General features: G+C 30.3%; 19 protein-coding genes. 7 read left to right on the plus strand and 12 right to left on the minus strand.

Annotated features, from left to right (window positions below; translation table 11 throughout):
- Positions 1-12: 12 nt before the first annotated feature.
- The 5 genes from rplT to AC8GER_RS04675 form a co-directional block, all read right to left on the minus strand.
- A complete protein-coding gene (rplT, locus tag AC8GER_RS04655; RefSeq protein ID WP_017943964.1) occupies positions 13-369 on the minus strand; it encodes a 50S ribosomal protein L20 in 357 nt (118 codons plus the stop codon).
- 3 nt (positions 370-372) lie between these two features.
- The gene (rpmI, locus tag AC8GER_RS04660; protein WP_017943965.1) at positions 373-579 is read right to left on the minus strand and encodes a 50S ribosomal protein L35; all 207 of its coding nucleotides are present in this window, start codon (positions 577-579) and stop codon (positions 373-375) included.
- A gap of 69 nt (positions 580-648) precedes the next feature.
- On the minus strand, positions 649-1,209 hold the full coding sequence (gene infC, locus AC8GER_RS04665; RefSeq protein WP_506598497.1) for a translation initiation factor IF-3: 561 nt from the start codon (positions 1,207-1,209) through the stop codon (positions 649-651).
- A 10-nt stretch (positions 1,210-1,219) separates the two neighbouring features.
- Positions 1,220-3,136: a threonine--tRNA ligase gene (gene thrS / locus AC8GER_RS04670; protein WP_506597693.1), complete on the minus strand. Its 1,917-nt coding sequence runs from the start codon at positions 3,134-3,136 to the stop codon at positions 1,220-1,222.
- An 8-nt stretch (positions 3,137-3,144) separates the two neighbouring features.
- Complete coding sequence (locus AC8GER_RS04675; RefSeq protein ID WP_506597694.1) at positions 3,145-4,284, minus strand: glycosyltransferase family 4 protein; 1,140 nt, start codon at positions 4,282-4,284, stop codon at positions 3,145-3,147.
- Between the two features lie 26 nt (positions 4,285-4,310).
- On the opposite strand from AC8GER_RS04675, the gene AC8GER_RS04680 reads away from it, so the two are divergent.
- The gene (locus AC8GER_RS04680; RefSeq protein ID WP_506597695.1) at positions 4,311-5,063 is read left to right on the plus strand and encodes an alpha/beta fold hydrolase; all 753 of its coding nucleotides are present in this window, start codon (positions 4,311-4,313) and stop codon (positions 5,061-5,063) included.
- Here AC8GER_RS04680 and AC8GER_RS04685 read toward each other — a convergent pair.
- Genes AC8GER_RS04685 through AC8GER_RS04695 form a run of 3 tightly spaced genes read right to left on the minus strand, consistent with a single transcriptional unit; the run spans position 5,040 to position 11,889 of the window.
- Positions 5,040-5,936, minus strand: a complete 897-nt coding sequence (locus AC8GER_RS04685; protein WP_506597696.1) for a Rossmann-fold NAD(P)-binding domain-containing protein — start codon at positions 5,934-5,936, stop codon at positions 5,040-5,042. The two genes, AC8GER_RS04680 and AC8GER_RS04685, sit on opposite strands and share 24 nt — an antisense overlap.
- Entirely contained in the window at positions 5,920-10,431 is a 4,512-nt protein-coding gene (gene gltB / locus AC8GER_RS04690) for a glutamate synthase large subunit (RefSeq protein WP_506597697.1), read from the minus strand. Before gltB ends, AC8GER_RS04685 begins: the two co-directional genes overlap by 17 nt.
- Positions 10,432-10,437: 6 nt before the next feature.
- Positions 10,438-11,889, minus strand: coding sequence for an NAD(P)-dependent oxidoreductase (locus AC8GER_RS04695; protein WP_506597698.1), 1,452 nt, complete (start codon positions 11,887-11,889; stop codon positions 10,438-10,440).
- A gap of 220 nt (positions 11,890-12,109) precedes the next feature.
- Between AC8GER_RS04695 and AC8GER_RS04700 the strand changes: the two genes are divergently transcribed.
- Positions 12,110-12,874, plus strand: a complete 765-nt coding sequence (locus tag AC8GER_RS04700; RefSeq protein ID WP_506597699.1) for an undecaprenyl-diphosphate phosphatase — start codon at positions 12,110-12,112, stop codon at positions 12,872-12,874.
- On the opposite strand, the gene AC8GER_RS04705 is transcribed toward AC8GER_RS04700, so the two are convergent.
- Positions 12,871-13,791 carry a complex I NDUFA9 subunit family protein gene (locus AC8GER_RS04705; protein ID WP_506597700.1) on the minus strand — a complete coding sequence of 307 codons (921 nt, stop codon included), beginning with the start codon at positions 13,789-13,791 and terminating at the stop codon, positions 12,871-12,873. The genes AC8GER_RS04700 and AC8GER_RS04705 overlap by 4 nt on opposite strands.
- A gap of 47 nt (positions 13,792-13,838) precedes the next feature.
- On the opposite strand from AC8GER_RS04705, the gene AC8GER_RS04710 reads away from it, so the two are divergent.
- The 4 genes from AC8GER_RS04710 to lptB are packed head-to-tail and all read left to right on the plus strand — an operon-like array spanning position 13,839 to position 17,063.
- Complete coding sequence (locus AC8GER_RS04710; RefSeq protein WP_506597701.1) at positions 13,839-14,450, plus strand: ribonuclease D; 612 nt, start codon at positions 13,839-13,841, stop codon at positions 14,448-14,450.
- Positions 14,451-15,410 (plus strand): KpsF/GutQ family sugar-phosphate isomerase, encoded by a 960-nt coding sequence (locus tag AC8GER_RS04715; protein ID WP_506597702.1) that lies wholly within the window; start codon positions 14,451-14,453, stop codon positions 15,408-15,410.
- A complete protein-coding gene (lptC, locus tag AC8GER_RS04720; protein WP_506597703.1) occupies positions 15,410-16,027 on the plus strand; it encodes an LPS export ABC transporter periplasmic protein LptC in 618 nt (205 codons plus the stop codon). The genes AC8GER_RS04715 and lptC overlap by 1 nt, the downstream gene beginning before the upstream one ends.
- The gene (gene lptB / locus AC8GER_RS04725; protein ID WP_506597704.1) at positions 16,020-17,063 is read left to right on the plus strand and encodes an LPS export ABC transporter ATP-binding protein; all 1,044 of its coding nucleotides are present in this window, start codon (positions 16,020-16,022) and stop codon (positions 17,061-17,063) included. The genes lptC and lptB overlap by 8 nt, the downstream gene beginning before the upstream one ends.
- Here lptB and AC8GER_RS04730 read toward each other — a convergent pair whose 3' ends face one another.
- Positions 17,064-17,291, minus strand: coding sequence for a DUF2798 domain-containing protein (locus AC8GER_RS04730; RefSeq protein WP_506597705.1), 228 nt, complete (start codon positions 17,289-17,291; stop codon positions 17,064-17,066).
- Positions 17,292-17,349: 58 nt separating this feature from the next.
- On the opposite strand from AC8GER_RS04730, the gene AC8GER_RS04735 reads away from it, so the two are divergent.
- Positions 17,350-17,460 (plus strand): alternative ribosome rescue factor ArfA, encoded by a 111-nt coding sequence (locus AC8GER_RS04735; protein WP_506597706.1) that lies wholly within the window; start codon positions 17,350-17,352, stop codon positions 17,458-17,460.
- 3 nt (positions 17,461-17,463) lie between these two features.
- Here AC8GER_RS04735 and AC8GER_RS04740 read toward each other — a convergent pair whose 3' ends face one another.
- Complete coding sequence (locus tag AC8GER_RS04740) at positions 17,464-17,934, minus strand: thermonuclease family protein (protein WP_506597707.1); 471 nt, start codon at positions 17,932-17,934, stop codon at positions 17,464-17,466.
- 10 nt (positions 17,935-17,944) lie between these two features.
- Positions 17,945-19,450, minus strand: coding sequence for an MmgE/PrpD family protein (locus AC8GER_RS04745; protein WP_506597708.1), 1,506 nt, complete (start codon positions 19,448-19,450; stop codon positions 17,945-17,947).
- Positions 19,451-19,467 lie beyond the last annotated feature (17 nt).

The following is a 19,467-nucleotide window of genomic DNA, read 5'->3' on the forward strand; positions in this document are numbered from 1 at the left end:
GAAACTAGTTTTCTAATTTAGGCTAGACTGTACCTTTTTTACGATGGATTTAAAAGCCTCTGGATTTTGATAAGCTAAATCTGCTAAAATTTTTCTATCAATAGAAATCTTTGTTTTATTAAGACCATTAATAAATTTAGAATAAGTCAAACCTTGCTCTCTAACTCCTGCATTAATTCTTTGTATCCAAAGTGATCTAAAATTTCTTTTTTTAGCTCTGCGATCTCTATAAGAATATTGTAAAGATTTTTCTACTGACTGTTTAGCAGTTCTAATTGTATTTTTTTTTCTTCCGTAAAAACCTTTGGCAGCTTTGAAAACTTTTTTATGTTTTGCGTGACTTGTTACCCCTCGTTTAACTCGTGACATAAATTATCCTCTTAGACTGTTTGGCATGTAAGATTTAACAATCTTAGCATCAGGTTTTGACATAATTGCCATTCCTCTTTGTCTTCTAATCTGAGAATTGGTTCTTTTAATCATACCATGTCTTTTTCCAGCTTGAGGCATTTTTACTTTACCTGTGGCTGTAATTCTAAATCTTTTTTTAGCTGAGCTCTTAGTTTTAATCTTATACATAAAATAAATACCTGCGGTTTATACTAATATTAAAGATGAAAAACAATAAGTATGAAAGTGAAGAAACTGCTATTTTAATGGCTGAATAATGAAGGTCATTTGTTTACCTTCCATTTTTGGAGACTGTTCAACTTTACCTGTTATTTTTAAATCACTTACAATTCTAGCTGCAAGATCTTGTGCTAGTTTTAAATGCTGCATTTCTCTTCCTTTAAACTTTATTGTAAATTTTACTTTATCTCCTTTAACTAAAAATTTCTCTGTAGCTTTCATTTTAAAATTATAATCATGAACATCTGTTCCTGGTCTCATTTTAATCTCTTTAAGAGTTACAACTTTTTGTTTCTTTTTTGCTTGGCTGGCTTTTTTTTGTAACTCGTATTTATATTTTCCAAAATCAGTTATTTTACAAACTGGTGGTTTTGCATTAGGAGCAATTTCGATTAAATCTAAACCCTGTTCTTTTGCGGTCATCAGCGCATCATTTAAAGAAACGATTCCAATATTTTGACCATCACTTCCAATTAATTGAACATCGGTTGCTCTAATTCTATCATTTACTTTTGGTCCGCGATTTGAAGAACTGTTGGACCTAAAATTACTTCTGTTGTTTTGAAAATTTTGATTAATAACTATACTCCTAGATTTTTGGTGCTAAAGATTCTTTAACTAATAAATTCACAGCTTCATTTAAAGGTAATGTATCTTGTTTTTCTTGTCCAAGTCTTCGAAGTGTAATTGATTGATTCTCTTGTTCTTTAGATCCACAAATCATTAAAATTGGAGTCTTAGACAAAGAGTGTTCTCTAATCTTGTAGTTAATTTTTTCATTCTTAAGATCGATAATATTCCTTATTTTGTTTTTATCAAGTTCAGCTGATACTTTTTTTGCATAATCGTCAAATTCTTGAGAAATTGGAAGTATTGCAACTTGTTTAGGTGCTAACCACAACGGAAGTTTACCAGCGTAATGTTCAATTAAAATACCTATAAATCTTTCAAGTGATCCAAATAATGCCCGATGCAACATAACAGGATTCTTTTTAATTCCATCTTTATCAATATAAGTAGCACCTAATCTGCCTGGTAAATTTAAATCTACTTGCAAAGTTCCACACTGCCAATCTCGACCAATGGTATCTCTTAAAACGAATTCAATTTTAGGACCATAAAACGCTCCTTCGCCTTTATTAATAGAGTAATCTAATTTTGAAGCTTTCACAGCTTCTAACAATGCAGCCTCTGCTTTATCCCATAGTTTGTCATCTCCAACTCTTTTTGCTGGACGATCAGAATATTTTAAAATTACATTTTCAAAACCAAAAGCTTTGTAAATATCTAAAATCAACTTAGTAACTTTTAATGACTCTTCTGTAATTTGATTTTCAGTGCAAAAAATGTGAGCGTCATCTTGTGTGAAAGACCTAACTCTCATTAATCCATGCAAAGATCCCGAACTTTCATAACGATGGACTTTGCCAAATTCTGATAATTTTAAGGGTAAATCTCTATAGCTTTTAAGTCCTTGATTAAAAATTTGAACACAGCCAGGACAATTCATGGGTTTGATTGCAAAAACTCTCTCATCTGGAGTTTTCGTTGTATACATATGTTCTTGAAATTTTTCCCAATGACCAGATTTCTCCCATAATGTTTTGTCTAAAATATCAGGTGTGTTTACTTCTCGATAACCAGCTTCAGTTTGTTTTTGACGCATAAAATCAATAAGAGACTGAAACAGCTGCCAACCTCCTTCATGCCAAAATACGGCACCCGGACTTTCTTCTTGAAAATGAAATAAATCCATAACTTTTCCAAGTTTACGATGATCTCTTTTTTCAGCTTCTTCTATTCTATGCAAATATTCATCTAACTCTTTTTTATTTCTCCAGCATGTTCCATAAATTCTTTGAAGCATTTCATTATTTGAATCTCCTCGCCAATAAGCTCCTGCAAGTTTTGTCAGCTTAAATGCTTTGCCTATTTTTCCAGTAGAAGTTAAATGTGGTCCTCTACATAGATCATGCCACTTACCATGAAAATAAATTGAAATTTCTTCTTTAGTTGGAATGCTATTTATTATTTCAGCTTTATAAAGTTCTCCTTTTTTTTTAAAATGTTCTATAGCTTTTTCTCTATCCCAAACTTCTCTTGTTGTAGGTTCATCTCGATCAATAATTTCTATCATTTTTTCTTCAATTTTTACTAAATCTTCATCGGTAAAAGGTTTCTTCCTAGAAAAATCATAATAAAAACCATTTTCAATAACTGGACCAATAGTAACCTGAGTGTCTTTAAATAATTCTTGAACTGCCATAGCAAGAACATGTGCTGTATCGTGTCTTATAACCTCTAATCCGTAATCATCTTCAAGTGTAACGATTTGTACCGTAGAATCTTTTTCAATAAATGTACTAAGATCCTTAAAACTATCATTTACTTTTATAACTAAAGCTTTTTTTGCAAGTGAAGGGCTGATAGTTTTTGCTATCTCATGTCCATTAACTTTTCCTGGAAATTGAAGTTTTTTTCCATCTAAAAGCGTGATGTTAAGCATGTCTCTTATTAAACTAAGGACTTATAAATTTCTAGTGTTTTAGAACACATCTGATCTACCGTATAATTATTAATAACATTAGCTCTACCTTTTGTTCCTAAATCTTTTAAAAAACTTTTATCTTTTTTTGAAACTTCAATAATCATCTTTGCCAAATCTTTTTCATCATCAGATTTAAATAACCAGCCTGTTTGTCCATCAATAATTGTTTCATTGGAACCTCCGATATTGCTTGCAAGTATTGGTTTCTCCATTGCTTGTGCTTCAACTGCTACTCTGCCAAATGCCTCAGGCTCGATAGAGGCTGACAACACTAAATCACAAGCATTATAAGCTGATGGCATGAAAGATTCGTGTGAAATAATCTTTACATTTTCATCCAATCGATGCTCTCTAATAAAATCTAAAAGATATTCTCTATACTCGGTTCTGCCTTGATCATCTCCAAGTATAATTGCACTAATATTATTTAGTAAATTTTCTTGTTTAAGGAATAATAAAGTATTTAAAAAAAGAAACTGCCCTTTCCAAAAAGTTAATCTGCCTGGAAGCAATATTAAAAAATTATTACTAGATATCCCCCAACGCGTTCTAACACTGTTGAGCACTTCTACATTTGAATTTTTTGGGTTAAAATAATCAATATTAATTCCTCTTGGTATAAGAAAAATCTCTTTTGAGTAATTATAATTATTTCTTATATGATCAAAAATAAATCTTGATCCGGCAATAACAGAATTGCCTCTTAACATAACTGAATTATAAAATTTTTTTAAAGGATTGTTAAAATTATAAGTGCCATGAAAAGTTGAAATTAAAGACACTCCTGATAATTTACTTGCAAAATAACATGACCAAGCCGGAGCACGACTGCGAACATGAATAATATTAATTTTATAAAACAAAACAATAAATAAAATTACAAATACATTAAAAAAAATCATAAATGGGTTTTTGCTATGTACAGAAAATTTAAAAATCTTTATCTTCGTTTGATCAATATTTTTAATTTGTTCTCCACCGGAACATAAAATTGCAGAAAAATAATTTTGATTAGCAATAAATTGTGCAATGTCTTTACAGCCTGTTTCTGCTCCACCCACATCTAATCTTGGAATAACTTGCAATAAACGAATTTTTTTATCCATTAAATTAATATGCTATACTTTTAACCATGAATAATCCAAAGCAAAATTTTTTTTTAACAAAAAATAATCAAAAAATTCATTACAAATTTATTAATAACAAAAGTCTAACTACAATTATTTTTCTTCACGGACTGATGTCAGATATCAAAAGTAAAAAAGCTAAACACTTAAAAAAATTTGTTAATAAAAATAGAATAAACTTATTATTATTTGAATATAGCGGCCATGGTAAGTCTTCAGGAAAATTTACGGATTTTAGTGTTAAAAATTGGGTAGAAGATTCAAGGGCAATTATAAAAAAATTAATCAAAAAAAATAAGATAATTCTTATTGGTTCAAGCATGGGTGCCTGGATTGGAATTATGCTAATTAAATATTTTTATAAGAAAATTAAAGGTTTTGTCGGTATTGCGTCTGCTCCTGATTTTACTGAAGAATTAATATGGAAAAAGTTAAGTATTATTGAAAAAAAAAAAATAAGAGAAAATAAAATCTATAATTTAAAAAATAGTCACAATAATTTTTATCCAATTACTAAAAAATTTTTATATGATGGAAAAAAAGTCTTAGTTCTTAATAAAAAAATTAAATGCAATTTCCCAGTTGAGCTATTACATGGTGTTAATGACTCCTCTGTTTCTTGGTTTTATTCAATAAAATTAATAAAAACCTTAATAAGTAAAAAATTAAATTTAACAATTATTGATGATGGAGATCACTCTTTGTCAAGGACTCAAGATTTAAAGAAACTAGATTTAGCGATTAAAAATATTATTTAAAATACTTTTAAAGCCTTCTTTGTAAGTTGGAAAATGCAGTTTTACTTTTAAATCTTTTTTAATTTTTGCATTACTAACCTTTTTTGAATCTTTATAAAAATTTTTCATTTCACCTTCATTTAAAGACTGAAAAGATACCGGAGATGGATTTTGAATTCCCATTAAACTACACGCATAAGATATAGTTTTATCATAAGAACATGGCATATTGTCTGCTACATTATAAATTTCCCCAGCTTTTGAATAAATTAAAGATTTGAACAAAACCTGAGCTATATCAACAACATGAATTCTTGAAAAATAATGATTACTTTTTTTAACGTAACGAATTTGACCATTTGTTAATCGTAAAAATACATTTCTCTCTGGAGAATAAATTCCTGACAATCTAAATATTCTTGTTGGAATAAAATGGTATCGATTTAATTTCAACCATTCATTTTCAGCTACAATTCTGTTTATGCCTGCATCGTTATTTGTTAATAATTTACTTTTTTCATTAACCCATTTTCCTTCATAGTTTCCGTAAACACTCGTTGATGAAAGATATCCTAGCCATTTAATTTTTTTATTTAAAGTTATTTGATTGTAAAAATTTTCAATAACAAGATCTTTTCTGTCTCTTGGGGGTATTGAAATTAATATATGACTTGCATTTAAAATATATTTAATAATTTTTTTATCAAATTTATTATTATCAAAATAAAAGTTTTTGTAATTAATATTTAAAAATTTTTTGTTAACAGTTTTGGATCTTGAAGTTGTGATTAAATTAATTCTATATTTATTTTTTAAAAGCTCTTTTACGAAGTATTTAGCTGTTAAACCAAAACCAAAACAAACTAAGCTAATTGATTTAGACCGCTTTTCCATGAACTGCCTTATTCGATAATGGTTGTTTTAACTTATTTAACATTTCTTTAGGGCAAACTTGATAAAAATTACTTTTTTCATTACTCCATTGTTGAATAATTTTTTTTGAATAAATTGATTGAGTTTCTTTTTCATGTAATTTTATTAAATTTAAAAGAAAATCATTCCAATAATCTGTTTCAATTCTTTGCCAGATAACTGAGGAAGGGTTTACATAATTCTCAAAGCTATTTTCTGGATCATAAACAAATGCCATTCCACCTGTCATTCCTGCTGCAAAATTGTCTCCTACTTCTCCTAATATAACTACAGTGCCGCCCGTCATATATTCACAACCATTTGTTCCGCAGCCCTCGATAACCGCTGTAGCCCCTGAATTTCTAACCGCAAACCTCTCTCCTGCTTGTCCTGCCGCAAGCAACAATCCTGAGGTTGCTCCATATAAAACAGTATTTCCAATAATTGTATTTTTTGAGGTTTGCATTTCACTGTTCGATGCAGGTTTTATAATTATTTTTGCGCCAGATAATCCTTTGCCAACATAATCATTTGCATCGCCTGTTACTTCTAATTTAATTCCTGAAACTCCAAATGCCCCCAAAGATTGTCCTGCTGAACCTCTTAATTTAATTAAAATATGGTCGTCAGATAATTTCTTATTTTTAAACTGAGTTACAATTATTGAACTTAGTCTTGTTCCAACAGATCTATGAGTATTTTTTATTGCATAACTTAATTGAAACTTTTGTCCTTTCTCAATTAAAGAAAGTGAATCTTTTATAATTTGTTTATCTAAACTATCAGGAACTTCTTTCCTTTCTCTTTTTAAACAATACCTTGGATATTCTCCTGGATCTGCCTGGACTAAAAGTGGATTTAAATCTAAATCATCTAAATTAGCGGATCCTCTACTCACTTGTTTCAATAAATCGGTTCTTCCAACAATTTCATTTAAAGATTTAAAACCAAGACTTGCTAAAATTTCTCTTACTTCTTCAGCTATAAATGAAAATAAATTAACAACCTTTTCTGGTGTACCTGTAAATTTTTTTCTAAGTTCTTCATCTTGAGTGCAAATTCCTACGGGACATGTATTAGAATGGCATTGTCTAACCATTATACAGCCCATCGCTATTAATGAAGTTGTCGCTATTCCAAAATCATCTGCTCCCATCATTGCGGCCATAACAACATCTTTTCCTGTTTTAATTCCTCCGTCAGTTCTTAAAATAACTTCATGTCTTAAACCGTTTAAAGTTAAAATTTGATTGGCCTCTGTTAAGCCGATTTCCCAAGGAAGTCCTGCATACTTCACGCTTGTTAATGGTGATGCTCCTGTTCCGCCTGAGTGTCCACTAATTAGAATTACATCTGCTTTTGCTTTTGCAACTCCTGCAGCAATAGTTCCTATTCCTGTTGATGAAACTAATTTAACCCCAATTTTTGCTTTAGGATTTATTTGTTTTAAATCGTAGATAAGTTGGGACAAATCTTCGATTGAATAAATATCATGATGAGGTGGTGGAGATATTAGGGTAACACCTGGCGTAGAATGTCTCAAAGTTGCAATTTCAGCAGTCACTTTGAACCCAGGCAATTGACCGCCCTCCCCAGGTTTCGCTCCTTGGGATACTTTAATTTCTATTTCATCACAATTATTCAAATATTCTGCAGTCACCCCAAATCTAGCTGAAGCAATCTGTTTAACTCTTGAATTAGCATTATCACCATTATCTTTTGGAATTGCTCGTCTTGCATCCTCACCTCCTTCCCCACTACATGATGCGCCGCCAATTCTGTTCATAGCAATTGCCAAAGTTTCATGCGCTTCTTTTGAAAGCGCTCCTAAAGACATACTTCCACTTCCAAATCTTTTTCTAATGTTTGTAATCGATTCTACCTCTTCGATTAGAATTGGTTTTTTAATTAAATTAAAGTCTAAAAGATCTCTAAGATTTAAAGGATGTTGTTCATTAATAATTTTTGAATATTTTTTATATAAATCATAAGAGTCTGTTGCGACTGCAGTTTGCAACATATGCATAGTCATTGCCTGATTTGAATGTTGCTCTCCTCCTTTTCTAAATTTATAAAATCCTCCGATTGGTAAACTGATAACGTTACCTCTAAATGCTTTTTGATTTTGAGTTCTGATCATTTGCTCAATTCCCGAAACTCCAATACCAGAAATTTTTGAATACATTCCTGGAAAATATTCAGCAACTAAGGCTCTACTTAATCCAAGACCGCTAAAATTTAAACCACCTCTATAAGAACTGATTACTGAAATGCCAAGTTTAGACATTACTTTTAATAACCCGTCGTTAACTGCTTTAATATAATTGTTAACACACTCTGTAAAAGTTAGTTTTTCAAAAATATTTTTTTGATGTCTTTGATAAATACAATCAAACGCCAAATACGGATTAACTGTTGTGGCACCAACCCCAATTAAAACTGCAAAATAATGAACATCTAAACATTCTGCGGATTTAACATTTAATGAAGTAAATTTTCTTAGTCCCTGATTAACTAAATGTGTTTGAACTGCGCCTGTTGCAAGAATAATTGGAATTCCAATTCTTGTTGCTGAAATCTTCTCATCGGTTAGAATAATATGTTTGGCGCCTTCTCTGACTGCTATTTCTGCCTCAGTTTGAATTCTTTTTAATTCTTTTTTTAAGCTTAACTCTGATTCTTCAGAATCAAATGTACAATCTATTTCTTTATATTCGTCATTTAAAACTTCAAATAATTTTTTAAATTGAGCATTAGATAATATCGGACTTTCTAAAAGATAACTTTTTTTATTAAACAAATCTTCGCCTAAAATATTTTGTAAATTTCCAATTCTTGTATTTAAGGACATCACTCTATTTTCTCTTAAAGAATCGATTGGAGGATTTGTTACTTGGCTAAAATTTTGTCTAAAAAAGTGTGATAAAGGCCTATAAATATCGGACAAAACAGCTGTTGGTGTATCATCGCCCATTGAGCCAACAGCCTCTTTTTGATCCTCCACCATTGGATGTAAAATCATTTCTAAATCTTCAATAGAAATGCCAGCTGCGTATTGTTTTTGTCTTAATTTATCTCCTTCAAAAGAATTAAACTCTTCTAAATTGTTAAATTTTTTACTGATCTCAATTAAATTCTGACTAAATTTTTTGTAAATAGGATTTCTAGATAATAAATCTTTAATTTTTTTATCATTATAATAAACGCCCTCGTCAAGATTAACTGCTATCATTTGTCCGGGGCCTACTCTGCCTCTATAAATAATGTTTTCTTCTTGGACTGGAACCATTCCAGTTTCTGATCCTGCAAATAAAATTTTATCTTTTGTAATTGTATATCTTAAGGGTCTTAAGCCATTTCTGTCTGTTGCTGCTAAAATCCAATTACCATCGGTTGCTGCGATTGCGGCCGGACCATCCCAAGGTTCAATGACAGAATTTAAATAATTATACATGTCTCTGTAAGCTTGAGGAATAATTTTGCTTCTCTTAGACCATGCTTCTGGCATCAACATCATCTTAACAAGAGGCAATGATCTTCCTGACCTTGTTAACAATTCAAAAACAGCATCCAGACAGGCTGTGTCTGAACTTCCAGATTTTAAAATTGGTTTTAAATCATCAATATTTGGATATAAATCAGACTCAAGTCCTTGCTCATGAGTCTTCATCCAATTCACATTTCCTTTTAAAGTATTAATCTCACCATTGTGAGCTAGAATTCTAAAGGGCTGAGCAAGTTCCCAACTTGGAAAAGTATTCGTTGAATATCTTTGATGAAAAATTGAAAATCTAGAAATAAATCTTTTATCTAATAGATCTGGATAAAAATCTGACAAATGCTCAGCGAGAAACATTCCTTTATAGATTATTGATCTTGAGCTAATTGATGAAATATAAAAATCTTTTAATTGCGACTGGGTAATTCTTTTTTCAATTTTTTTTCTTACAATATAAATATTTTTTTCTAATTCTTCTGAACCTGTTTTTTCTATTGGAGAAAATAATATTTGCTCAATTTCTGGTCTTGTATCATTTGCTTTAATACCAAGAACTTTTGCTTTTACAGGAACGTGTCTCCATCCAAAAATATAAAAATTATTAGAAAGTAGTTCGTGTTCAACAATAGTTCTGCAAGCTTCTTGTGCTCCATAATCATTTCTAGGTAAAAAAATCATACCAACGCAAAGTTGGTCGTTTTTATGAGTATGATGTCCTGTAATTTTTATTTGCTCTTCAAAAAAATCTTTTGCTAACTCCACATGAATTCCAGCTCCATCGCCTGTTTTTCCGTCCTTGTCTACTGCGCCTCTATGCCAAACAGCTTTGAGAGCTTCGATCCCATTTTCAACCACTTCTCGTCTTGGTTTTCCGTCAATTGAGGCAACAAAACCAACCCCGCAAGCATCATGTTCATCCTCTTTATTATAAACTCCTGCTTTAATAAGTTTTTGTAAATTTTGATCTAAAATTTTCATAAATAATTACGCAACTAATCTTTTTTTTGCCGATTTAGAAATTTTATTTTTTAAATAAATATCCATTGCTTCTGCTGCATCTCTTCCATCTTTAATAGCCCACACAACTAAAGATGCTCCTCTTACGATATCTCCGGCTGCAAAAACTCCATCTAAATTTGTTTGCATTGTTTTAAGATCTATTTTGATAGTTCCCCATTTGGATACATCAAGTTTTGGTTCTGAGAATAAACCTGGAATATCTTCAGGATCAAACCCTAAAGCTTTAATTACCATATCTGCTTTAATTTTAATTTCAGAGCCTTTAATAATTTCTGGTGTTTGTCTTCCAGTCGCATCAGCTTCTCCTAATTTCATTTTATTAAGAACAACCTCAGTTACTTGTCCATTTTTTCCAATAAATTCTTTTGGATTTGTAAGCCATTGAAAATCTACTCCTTCTTCTTCAGCATTAGCAACCTCTCTTGCTGAGCCTGGCATATTTTTTTTATCTCTTCTATATAAACATTTCACTGATTTAGCGTTTTGCCTTATTGAAGTTCTTACGCAATCCATTGCTGTGTCACCCCCTCCTATTACAACAATATCTTTTCCTTCAGTATTCAAATATCCGTCATCAAACATTTTAACTTTGTCACCTAAACCTTTTTTGTTTGAAGCTGTTAAAAATTCCATTGCTGGATAAATATTTTTAAGATTTGATCCTGAAATTTCTACCTCTCTAGCTTTGTATACTCCTGTTGCAATTAATATTGCGTCATGTTTTTTTTTAAGCTCAGATAGAGTTGCATTTTTTCCAACTACAAAATTTAATTCAAATTTAATTCCGCCTGCCTTTAAAAGTTTTGTTCTTCTTTCAACAATATTTTTTTCCAATTTAAAATTAGGAATACCATAAATTAATAATCCACCTGGTCTATCGTATTTGTCATAAACCGTAATTTCGTATCCAATTTTTCTAAGCTGATCTGCAGCAGCAAGACCTGCTGGTCCTGCTCCTATAATGCCAACGCTTTGTCCTAAATCTTTTTTAATTTTAATTGGTTTTACCCAGCCCTCTTCAAAAGCAGTATCGGTAATAAATTTTTCTATCGAACCAATAGTAACTGTGCCATGGCCTGCTCTTTCAATTACACAATTTCCTTCACAAAGTCTGTCTTGGGGACATATTCTCCCGCAAACCTCTGGCATATTATTAGTTGCTGAGGAAATTTCATAAGCTTCTTCTAATCTACCTTCGGCTGTTAATTTTAGCCAATCAGGAATATTATTTGAAAGCGGACAGTGAATTTGACAATAAGGAACTCCACACTGTGAACATCTGCTAGATTGCTCTTCTGCTTTTGGAGCAATGTAATTCTTATAAATTTCAGAAAAATTTTTAACCCTTTGAGATGGACTCAATTTTTCAGGAGTTTGTCCTTTTGTATTAACAAACTTGAGCATTTTTTCTGACATTATTCGAAATATGTAAAATTTAGTGTTTTTTTACTATTATTCACATAAAAGCTATATTTTTAAAAGATAAATTAGGTCAGTAATTATGAATCAATTTATGTTATTTATTAATAAATAAGTAAAATTAAGGTTTTTTATTAATATTCAATTAATAATTGTAATCAATTTTTAACTAATAATTAAATTTATAAAGTTATCTGCCTAGACTAAAGTTTTAGTTATGGATGAATTTATCAAAATAGTAATTCTTGGAATCGTTCAAGGTATTACAGAATTTTTGCCAATCTCATCCAATGCTCATCTTATTATGCTGGAGCGGCTATTAGATTATCATAATCATAATGAAATTTTAAATCTTGTTTTTCATTTAGGTTCTTTACTTGCAATCATTACTTATTTTTTTTCAGAACTTTTAGGATTATTAAAAAAACCGAAGATGATTTTTAATATAATTACAGCAACTATACCCGTTATTATTGTTGGATATTTTGTTTATAAATTTCGTCTTATAAATTATGGATATTTTTCAATAAAGATAATTGCTATTGCTTTAATTATTTTTGGAATTCTTTTGTTTATTAGTGACAAAATTAGTCACTCGAAAACATTATATAAAGATCTTAATTTAAAAAGTTCTTTAGTGATTGGACTATTTCAAATTATTTCGCTTATTCCTGGCGTAAGCAGATCGGGTATTACTTTAACGGCTGGACGTTTTTTAGGATATTCAAGATTTGAAGCTGCAAAATTTTCATTCTTTTTATCAATACCAACAACCGCTGGAGCATGTTTTCTTGGAATTGTAGATTTGATTAAAACAAATAATTCGGATTTAAACTATATTGCAATAGTTGCCTTTATCACTTCTTTTCTATCTTCTTATCTTACAATAAAATTCTTTTTAGCTTTTATATCTAAATTCAATTTAAATATTTTTATTTATTACAGAATAATTCTTGGCACATTTATATTGTTATTTCTTTAGCGAATAACCTGACTAAAAATATAATTAGGCAATACTGTTTCAACAGTCCTTGTTGATATTCCAAGCTCCTTAAAACCAGGATATTGATTTGAGCAAATATTATCTGATTTTAATATTTCTAATTGATCTTCTGTAAGCAAAGGATTGGGTAATAGTTGCATTATTTTTGCCTGCACTCTTGCTACAAAGTCTGGAAGTTCTATTATAAATCTTTTCTTTTTTAACGACATAAGCAGTGTCTCTATTAATTCTTTAAAAGTATAAATCTTAGGACCTCCTAATTCGTAAACTTTATTAGGATTAATCTGTTCTATAATTTTAATAATTGCATCATTAACATCTCCAACATAACATGGTTGAAACTTTGTTTTTGCACCAGCAAGAGGAATAACAGGTAAAAGATTTATTAATTTATTAAATAAATTAAAAAAATTGTCATTTGTTCCAAATACAATACTAGGACGTACAATAATTGAATTTTTAAAGTTATTAATGACTGCTTCTTCTCCTTGAAATTTTGATTTTATGTATAAAGAATTAGAATTTTTGTCTGCTCCTAATGCTGAAATATGAATAAACTTTTTAGTGACCTCTTTATCTAAAATACTCGTTAAAAATTTTGGAAATAGATGATGCGCATGATCAAATTTTTGATTTTTTTTCTCATATAAAACTCCTATACAATTAATTACAATCTCTGAGTTCTTAATAAATTCATTAAGACTTAAAAAATCAAAAGGGTTAAACTTTAAAACTTCAATCTGACCTGGTTCCCCCATTGGTTTGAGATATCCATGCAGATATGGATTTCGTGTTGGAACGATTATTTTAAAACCTTTTTTTGCAAGTTTAGCTATTAGATTTCGACCTATAAATCCTGTGCCGCCGAAGACTGTTATTGTCTTTTTTTCTGCCATTGTTTAATCATAGTAATTAACGATAATACCTTTTATTTAACAATAGTATGAAAGTCAAAATCCATAAAAACGATCTGCCTAATAATTTAAATCTAGGAAAGATTATTGCAATTGATACGGAGACTATGGGTCTTGATTATAAAAGAGATCCCCTTTGCCTTGTCCAAATATCTTCTGGCAATGAAGAGGTTCATTTAGTTCAAATTAATAGAAAGACATTTAAAGCTGATAATTTAAAAAAAATACTAGAAGATAATGATATTAAAAAAATTTTCCAATTTGCAAGGTTTGATCTTGCAGTTTTAAACTACTATTTAAAAGCAGATATTAACAATGTGTACTGCACAAAGATTGCGTCAAAAATTGGCAGAACCTATACAGACAAACACGGTCTTAAAGATTTATGCAAAGAACTTTTAAACGTTGAGCTATCAAAACAAATGCAAAGTTCAGATTGGGGTTCTGAAACTTTAACTGAACAACAGGTAAATTATGCAGCATCAGATGTTTTGTATTTGCACAAAATAAAAGAGGAACTTGATAAAATTTTAATTAGAGAAAATCGAATGGAACTAGCGGAGCACTGTTTTAAATTTTTAAAACATCGGGTAACATTAGATCTCGCTGGTTGGAATAATCAAGATATTTTTTCACATTAGATGGTACAAAATCAAAAAATAAAATTTGCTAAAGAAGTAATTTTTCAAGAAATTGATGCATTAAAAAAATTATCTAAATCTTATAATGCTAATTTTATTAAAGCCATTGACCTTATCCAGAAATGTAAAGGTAAGGTGATATGTGTTGGTATGGGAAAATCAGGCCATATTATTAGAAAAATTTCTGCAACATTAAGTTCTGTGGGAGTTCCCTCTATTTATCTACATCCATCTGAAGCTGCTCATGGTGACCTTGGCGCTTGCAATCCAAAGCAAGATTGTTTTTTGATTATGTCTTATTCTGGAAATACTGATGAATTAAAAAGTATATTAAATTATGCGCACAAATTTAAAATGCCTATTATTGGTGTTGCCTCAAGAGAAAATTCAACTTTAATTAATGCGAGCACAATTAAAATTGTTCTTCCTAAAGTAAAAGAGGCTGGTCTTGATATTGTGCCAACAAGCTCTACTTCAATGTTGCTTGCTTGGGGCGATAGCGTTGCAATAACACTGATGAAATTAAATAAATTTAGTAAAGAAAAGTTTGCTGTTTATCACCCCTCTGGGGCATTAGGAAAACAACTTACGCGTGTTAAAGATATTATGATTAAGAAAACAGAAGTGCCTTTTATCAATGAAAATGTATCTGTAAAAAATGCTGTCATTCAAATTACTAAAAAAACTTATGGCTGTGTGCTTGTTGTAAATAAATCTAAAAAAGTTACAGGAATTATAACAGATGGAGATATTAGACGTTCAATTCATAAGAAGAATTTTTTAGAAAAAACTGCAAAAGAAGTAATGACAAAAAAACCAAAAATGATTTCTGAAGATACACTTGCAGGAGCCGCTCTTGATATAATGAATGAGAGAAAGATTACCTCTCTTATTGTTAAGGGTAAAAATAATAATTACGGACTAATTCATATACATTCTCTTATTAGTTTTGGAGTTTAATGAAACTCAACGAGATCAGAAAAAAACAGCTTAAAATTATAGGTATTGGTCTTATAGTAATTTTTATTGTCTATTTCGTTTACCCGACTATCAATACTTTTAGATTAAAACTTACATCAAAAAATATTAAACCCACAGAGGGTGCTGAGAGTAATGTGTTTGAAAATATTAGTTATATCGGCGTTGATGCAAGTGGAAAACAGTATAACGTTCGAGCAAAGCTTGCGAGCATTGATAAAGACAATCAGGACCTTATAAGTTTAAAAGAAGTGGATAGTGATTTTTTATTAAAAGATGGCAGTGTCATAAAAATTATAAGCAAAACAGGTCTGTTTAACAAAACAACAAATGATATTTTGTATGAACAGAATGTTAAAATAACTCAAAAAGATGGAGTGGTTACCGCAAGCCGAGCTGAGTACCTTGTAAAATCAAATAATATATTTGTAAGTGGCAATGTAATTGCAGATTTCGTTGAGACTGACTCAAAAACTAAAAAGCGGCGCACTAGTCAAATTAAAGCAGATAAGGTAATAATTGATACCTTTAAAAAGACCGTAGAAGTTGTAATGGAAGAAAAAGGCAAACAGGTTACTGGAACATTAAGCAATGAATGATAAAGATAAAAAATTTACAGTCATATCTAATAAAAAAGTAATTAAAAGATTTGCGGCTGTTGCAGATTCTAATATCTCAAGTTCGTCAGAAAAAATTGATGAACCCAAACAACTGGCTCAAGAAGAAAAACCTTTTATCCTTTCTAAAAATAATCTTGTAAAAGAAACAAATACAATTCTAGAAAACCAAACAACAATTAAAAAACCAATAGAAGAAAAAATTAACGAACCTGCTGTTGTTAAAAAAATTAATAAAAAATTAAATAACAGTGTTTTTAAACTTATCTCAGATGACTATTATTATAACAGAGAGCCATTAACCCTTGAAATTAGCCATTTAACAAAAATAATCAAAAAAAGAGTTATTCTTAAAGATGTAAGCGTAACAGTAAACCCTCAAGAAATTGTTGCATTGCTTGGCCCAAATGGCGCTGGCAAGACAACTATGTTTTCTATAGTGCTTGGAATTTTAAATCCAACTCAAGGTAAAGTCATTTTCAATAATAAAGTAATTAATGAACTTCCAATTCATATGCGTGCAAAAGAAGGTATTAGCTACCTTCCACAATCAAGATCAATTTTTAGAGGGTTAACTGTTGAGGAAAACATTAGAGCGGTTGCAGAAGTTGCAATCAAAGACCAAGAAAAGGAAGATGAGTTAGTTGAGCATTTATTAAATGAATTTAAAATTTCACATCTTCGAACAGCTTCAGCACTAAGTCTTTCCGGGGGGGAGGCAAGAAGAGTTGAAATCGCAAGATGTTTAACAACATCTCCTAAAGTATTATTGTTAGATGAGCCGTTCGCCGCTTTAGATCCTATTGCAATCATTGAACTTAAAGAGATGCTTAGACACCTAAAAGATAAAGGTATTAGCATTTTCATTACTGATCATAACGTTAAGGAAACTCTTGATATTGTAGACAGAGCTTACATTATTAACAGTGGAGAATTAATTGCGGAAGGATCTCCACAAGAAATTGTTGAAAATAAAAAAGCAAGACAGCTTTACTTAGGATCTCAATTTAGAATTTAATTATCTATCAATAATTCTGCTTAAAACAAATCTTGCTAATTTTCCCATAAAGAATGCTGGAATTAGCGCTATAAAAAAAGCAGGTATCCAAGCTCTAATCCAGATTAAAAAAAAATGATCTACAAATCCTATGTTCATTAATGAAATAATAAATGACATCATTAGACTCATGCCAAATGCCATAATGATAGTAAAAATGTAAGGCTCAAATTTCTTATTTAATTTCACGATAATAGGTAGTTTAAATTAATTTAATAAAGAATCTGCTATAATTGTCAAATTCATTATGAAAAGAAATCCTGTAGCCAAAGCTCTTCGAACGCCAAAATTTAAAAAGAGAATTATTAAAGATAAAAAAAAATATAATAGAAAAAAAATCAAAAAATTTTTTAAATAAGATTTATTTATTTCTTAAAGACTTTCTATACTCTGAAGGCGTTTGAAAATTCATTGACCAAATGCCAATTTTATTTTCTTTTGCGTACTTTTCGTCTTCAATAAAATCTTTAGAATATTGAGTATATGCAACCGCATAACCTTCTCTTACCATAAATCTAGATAAACTTTCTTTACCAATAAAACATTCTGCAACTAATCTTTGGTAGCGATCCTTGTCTTTTACAACACATTCGGGAATTTTATTTGCAATTTTATTTTTAAGAACATTTTTCGCAATAACTCCACATTGAATTTTTATATTATCTTTTTCACAAATTTGTTTAGTTTCTGGAGCATCAATACCAAAAAAACGATACTTCAGTTTACCTATATGAATAGTATCACCATCAATTACTTGGATATTTTTTTCTTGGGCAAATGAAATGTTTGATAAAAAAAAAGTTAATATAAAAAAATAAATAATTTTTTTCATGAAAAATTATTTAAAAAATTGCTATTTTTTTTCGTTGAGTATTTTGAATTTTATCAAGAACTTCAATATTTAATTGATCTAGCTGTTTACTCTTAAGGTCTCTTAAATTTTGAACAACTTCTAAAAATCTTTCTGACTCCGATCTTGTGATAAAATCTTTGGTTAAAGTTATAAATTTTTCAACATAATTTTTTCTCTCAAAAGGACGTTTGCCCCAAGGATTAGCATCGGCAATTCCTAATTCATCTTTAATCTTAGTGCCATCTTTTATTTTAATGACAATCCTACCGCCAAAACATTTTTTCTTTGGGTCTTTGTCGTGATATTTTTTAGTCCACTCTTTATCTTCAAAAGTTTTAATCTTTTTCCAAAGGGCTACTGTGCTTTCTTTTTTTGCTCTTTCTGGCTTATAAGAATCTTCATGATGCCACTTACCATCTTCGAGAGCGACTGCGAAAATATACATGATAGAATGATCTAATGTTTCTCTGCTTGCATTAGGATCCATTTTTTGAGGATCGTTAGCACCTGTTCCAATTACATAATGAGTGTGATGAGAAGTATGAATTTCAATACTATCTATTTTAGAAAAATCTTTAATTTTTGTTCTCATGTCACGTGCCAAATCTATTAAAGCTTGGGCTTGATATTCTGCAGAGTGTTCTTTGGTATATGTTTCAAGAATTACTTTTTTAGACTCACCTTTTTCTGGCAAAGGAACAATGTATTCTGCGTCAGGTCCTGATAAGATTCGAGCTATTACGCTATCTTCTCCTTCATAAATTGGATTTGGAGCTCTTTCTCCTCTCATGCAACGATCAACTGCTTCAATTGCAAGTTTTCCAGCGTGAGCAGGAGCAAATGCTTTCCAGCTAGAAATATCTCCTTTTCTAGATTGTCTTGTTGAAATTGTTGTATGTAAAGATTGTTGCACGGCTTGATAAATAGTTTCAGTATCTAATTTTAAAAGAGATCCTAATCCTGCCGCAACGCTAGGTCCTAAATGTGCGATGTGATCAATTTTATGTTCGTGAAGGCAAATTCCTTTAACTAAATTAACTTGAATCTCATAACCAGTTAAAATTCCTTTAATTAAATCTAAACCACTTGAATCTTTTTGCTGTGCCACAGCTAGAATGGGAGGAATATTATCTCCAGGATGACTATAGTCAGCTGATAAAAAAGTATCATGGAAATCTAATTCACGAACTGCTGTACCATTTGCCCACGCAGCCCATTCACAATCAAATTTTTTAGATGAATCAATTCCAAAAACTGTTGCGCCATTTACTCTTGGATGAGCCAATGCCATTTCTCTAGCAGTTGTAACTGGTTGTCTTGAAAAAGATGCAATAGCAACAGATGCGTTATCAATAATTCTATTAATCACCATATCAGCTGCTTTTTCATCTATAGGTGAATTATCGCTTGCAACTTTAGCAATTCTATAAGCAAGCTGATCTTCTTTTGGTAAATTTACTTTTGATGGGTAAACTTTAACTTTAAATTCTTTCAAGATAATTTCTTATAATA

It is taken from the genome of Fontibacterium abundans (SeqCode), from assembly GCF_965235095.1.
Taxonomy (GTDB): Bacteria; Pseudomonadota; Alphaproteobacteria; order Pelagibacterales; family Pelagibacteraceae; genus Fontibacterium; species Fontibacterium abundans.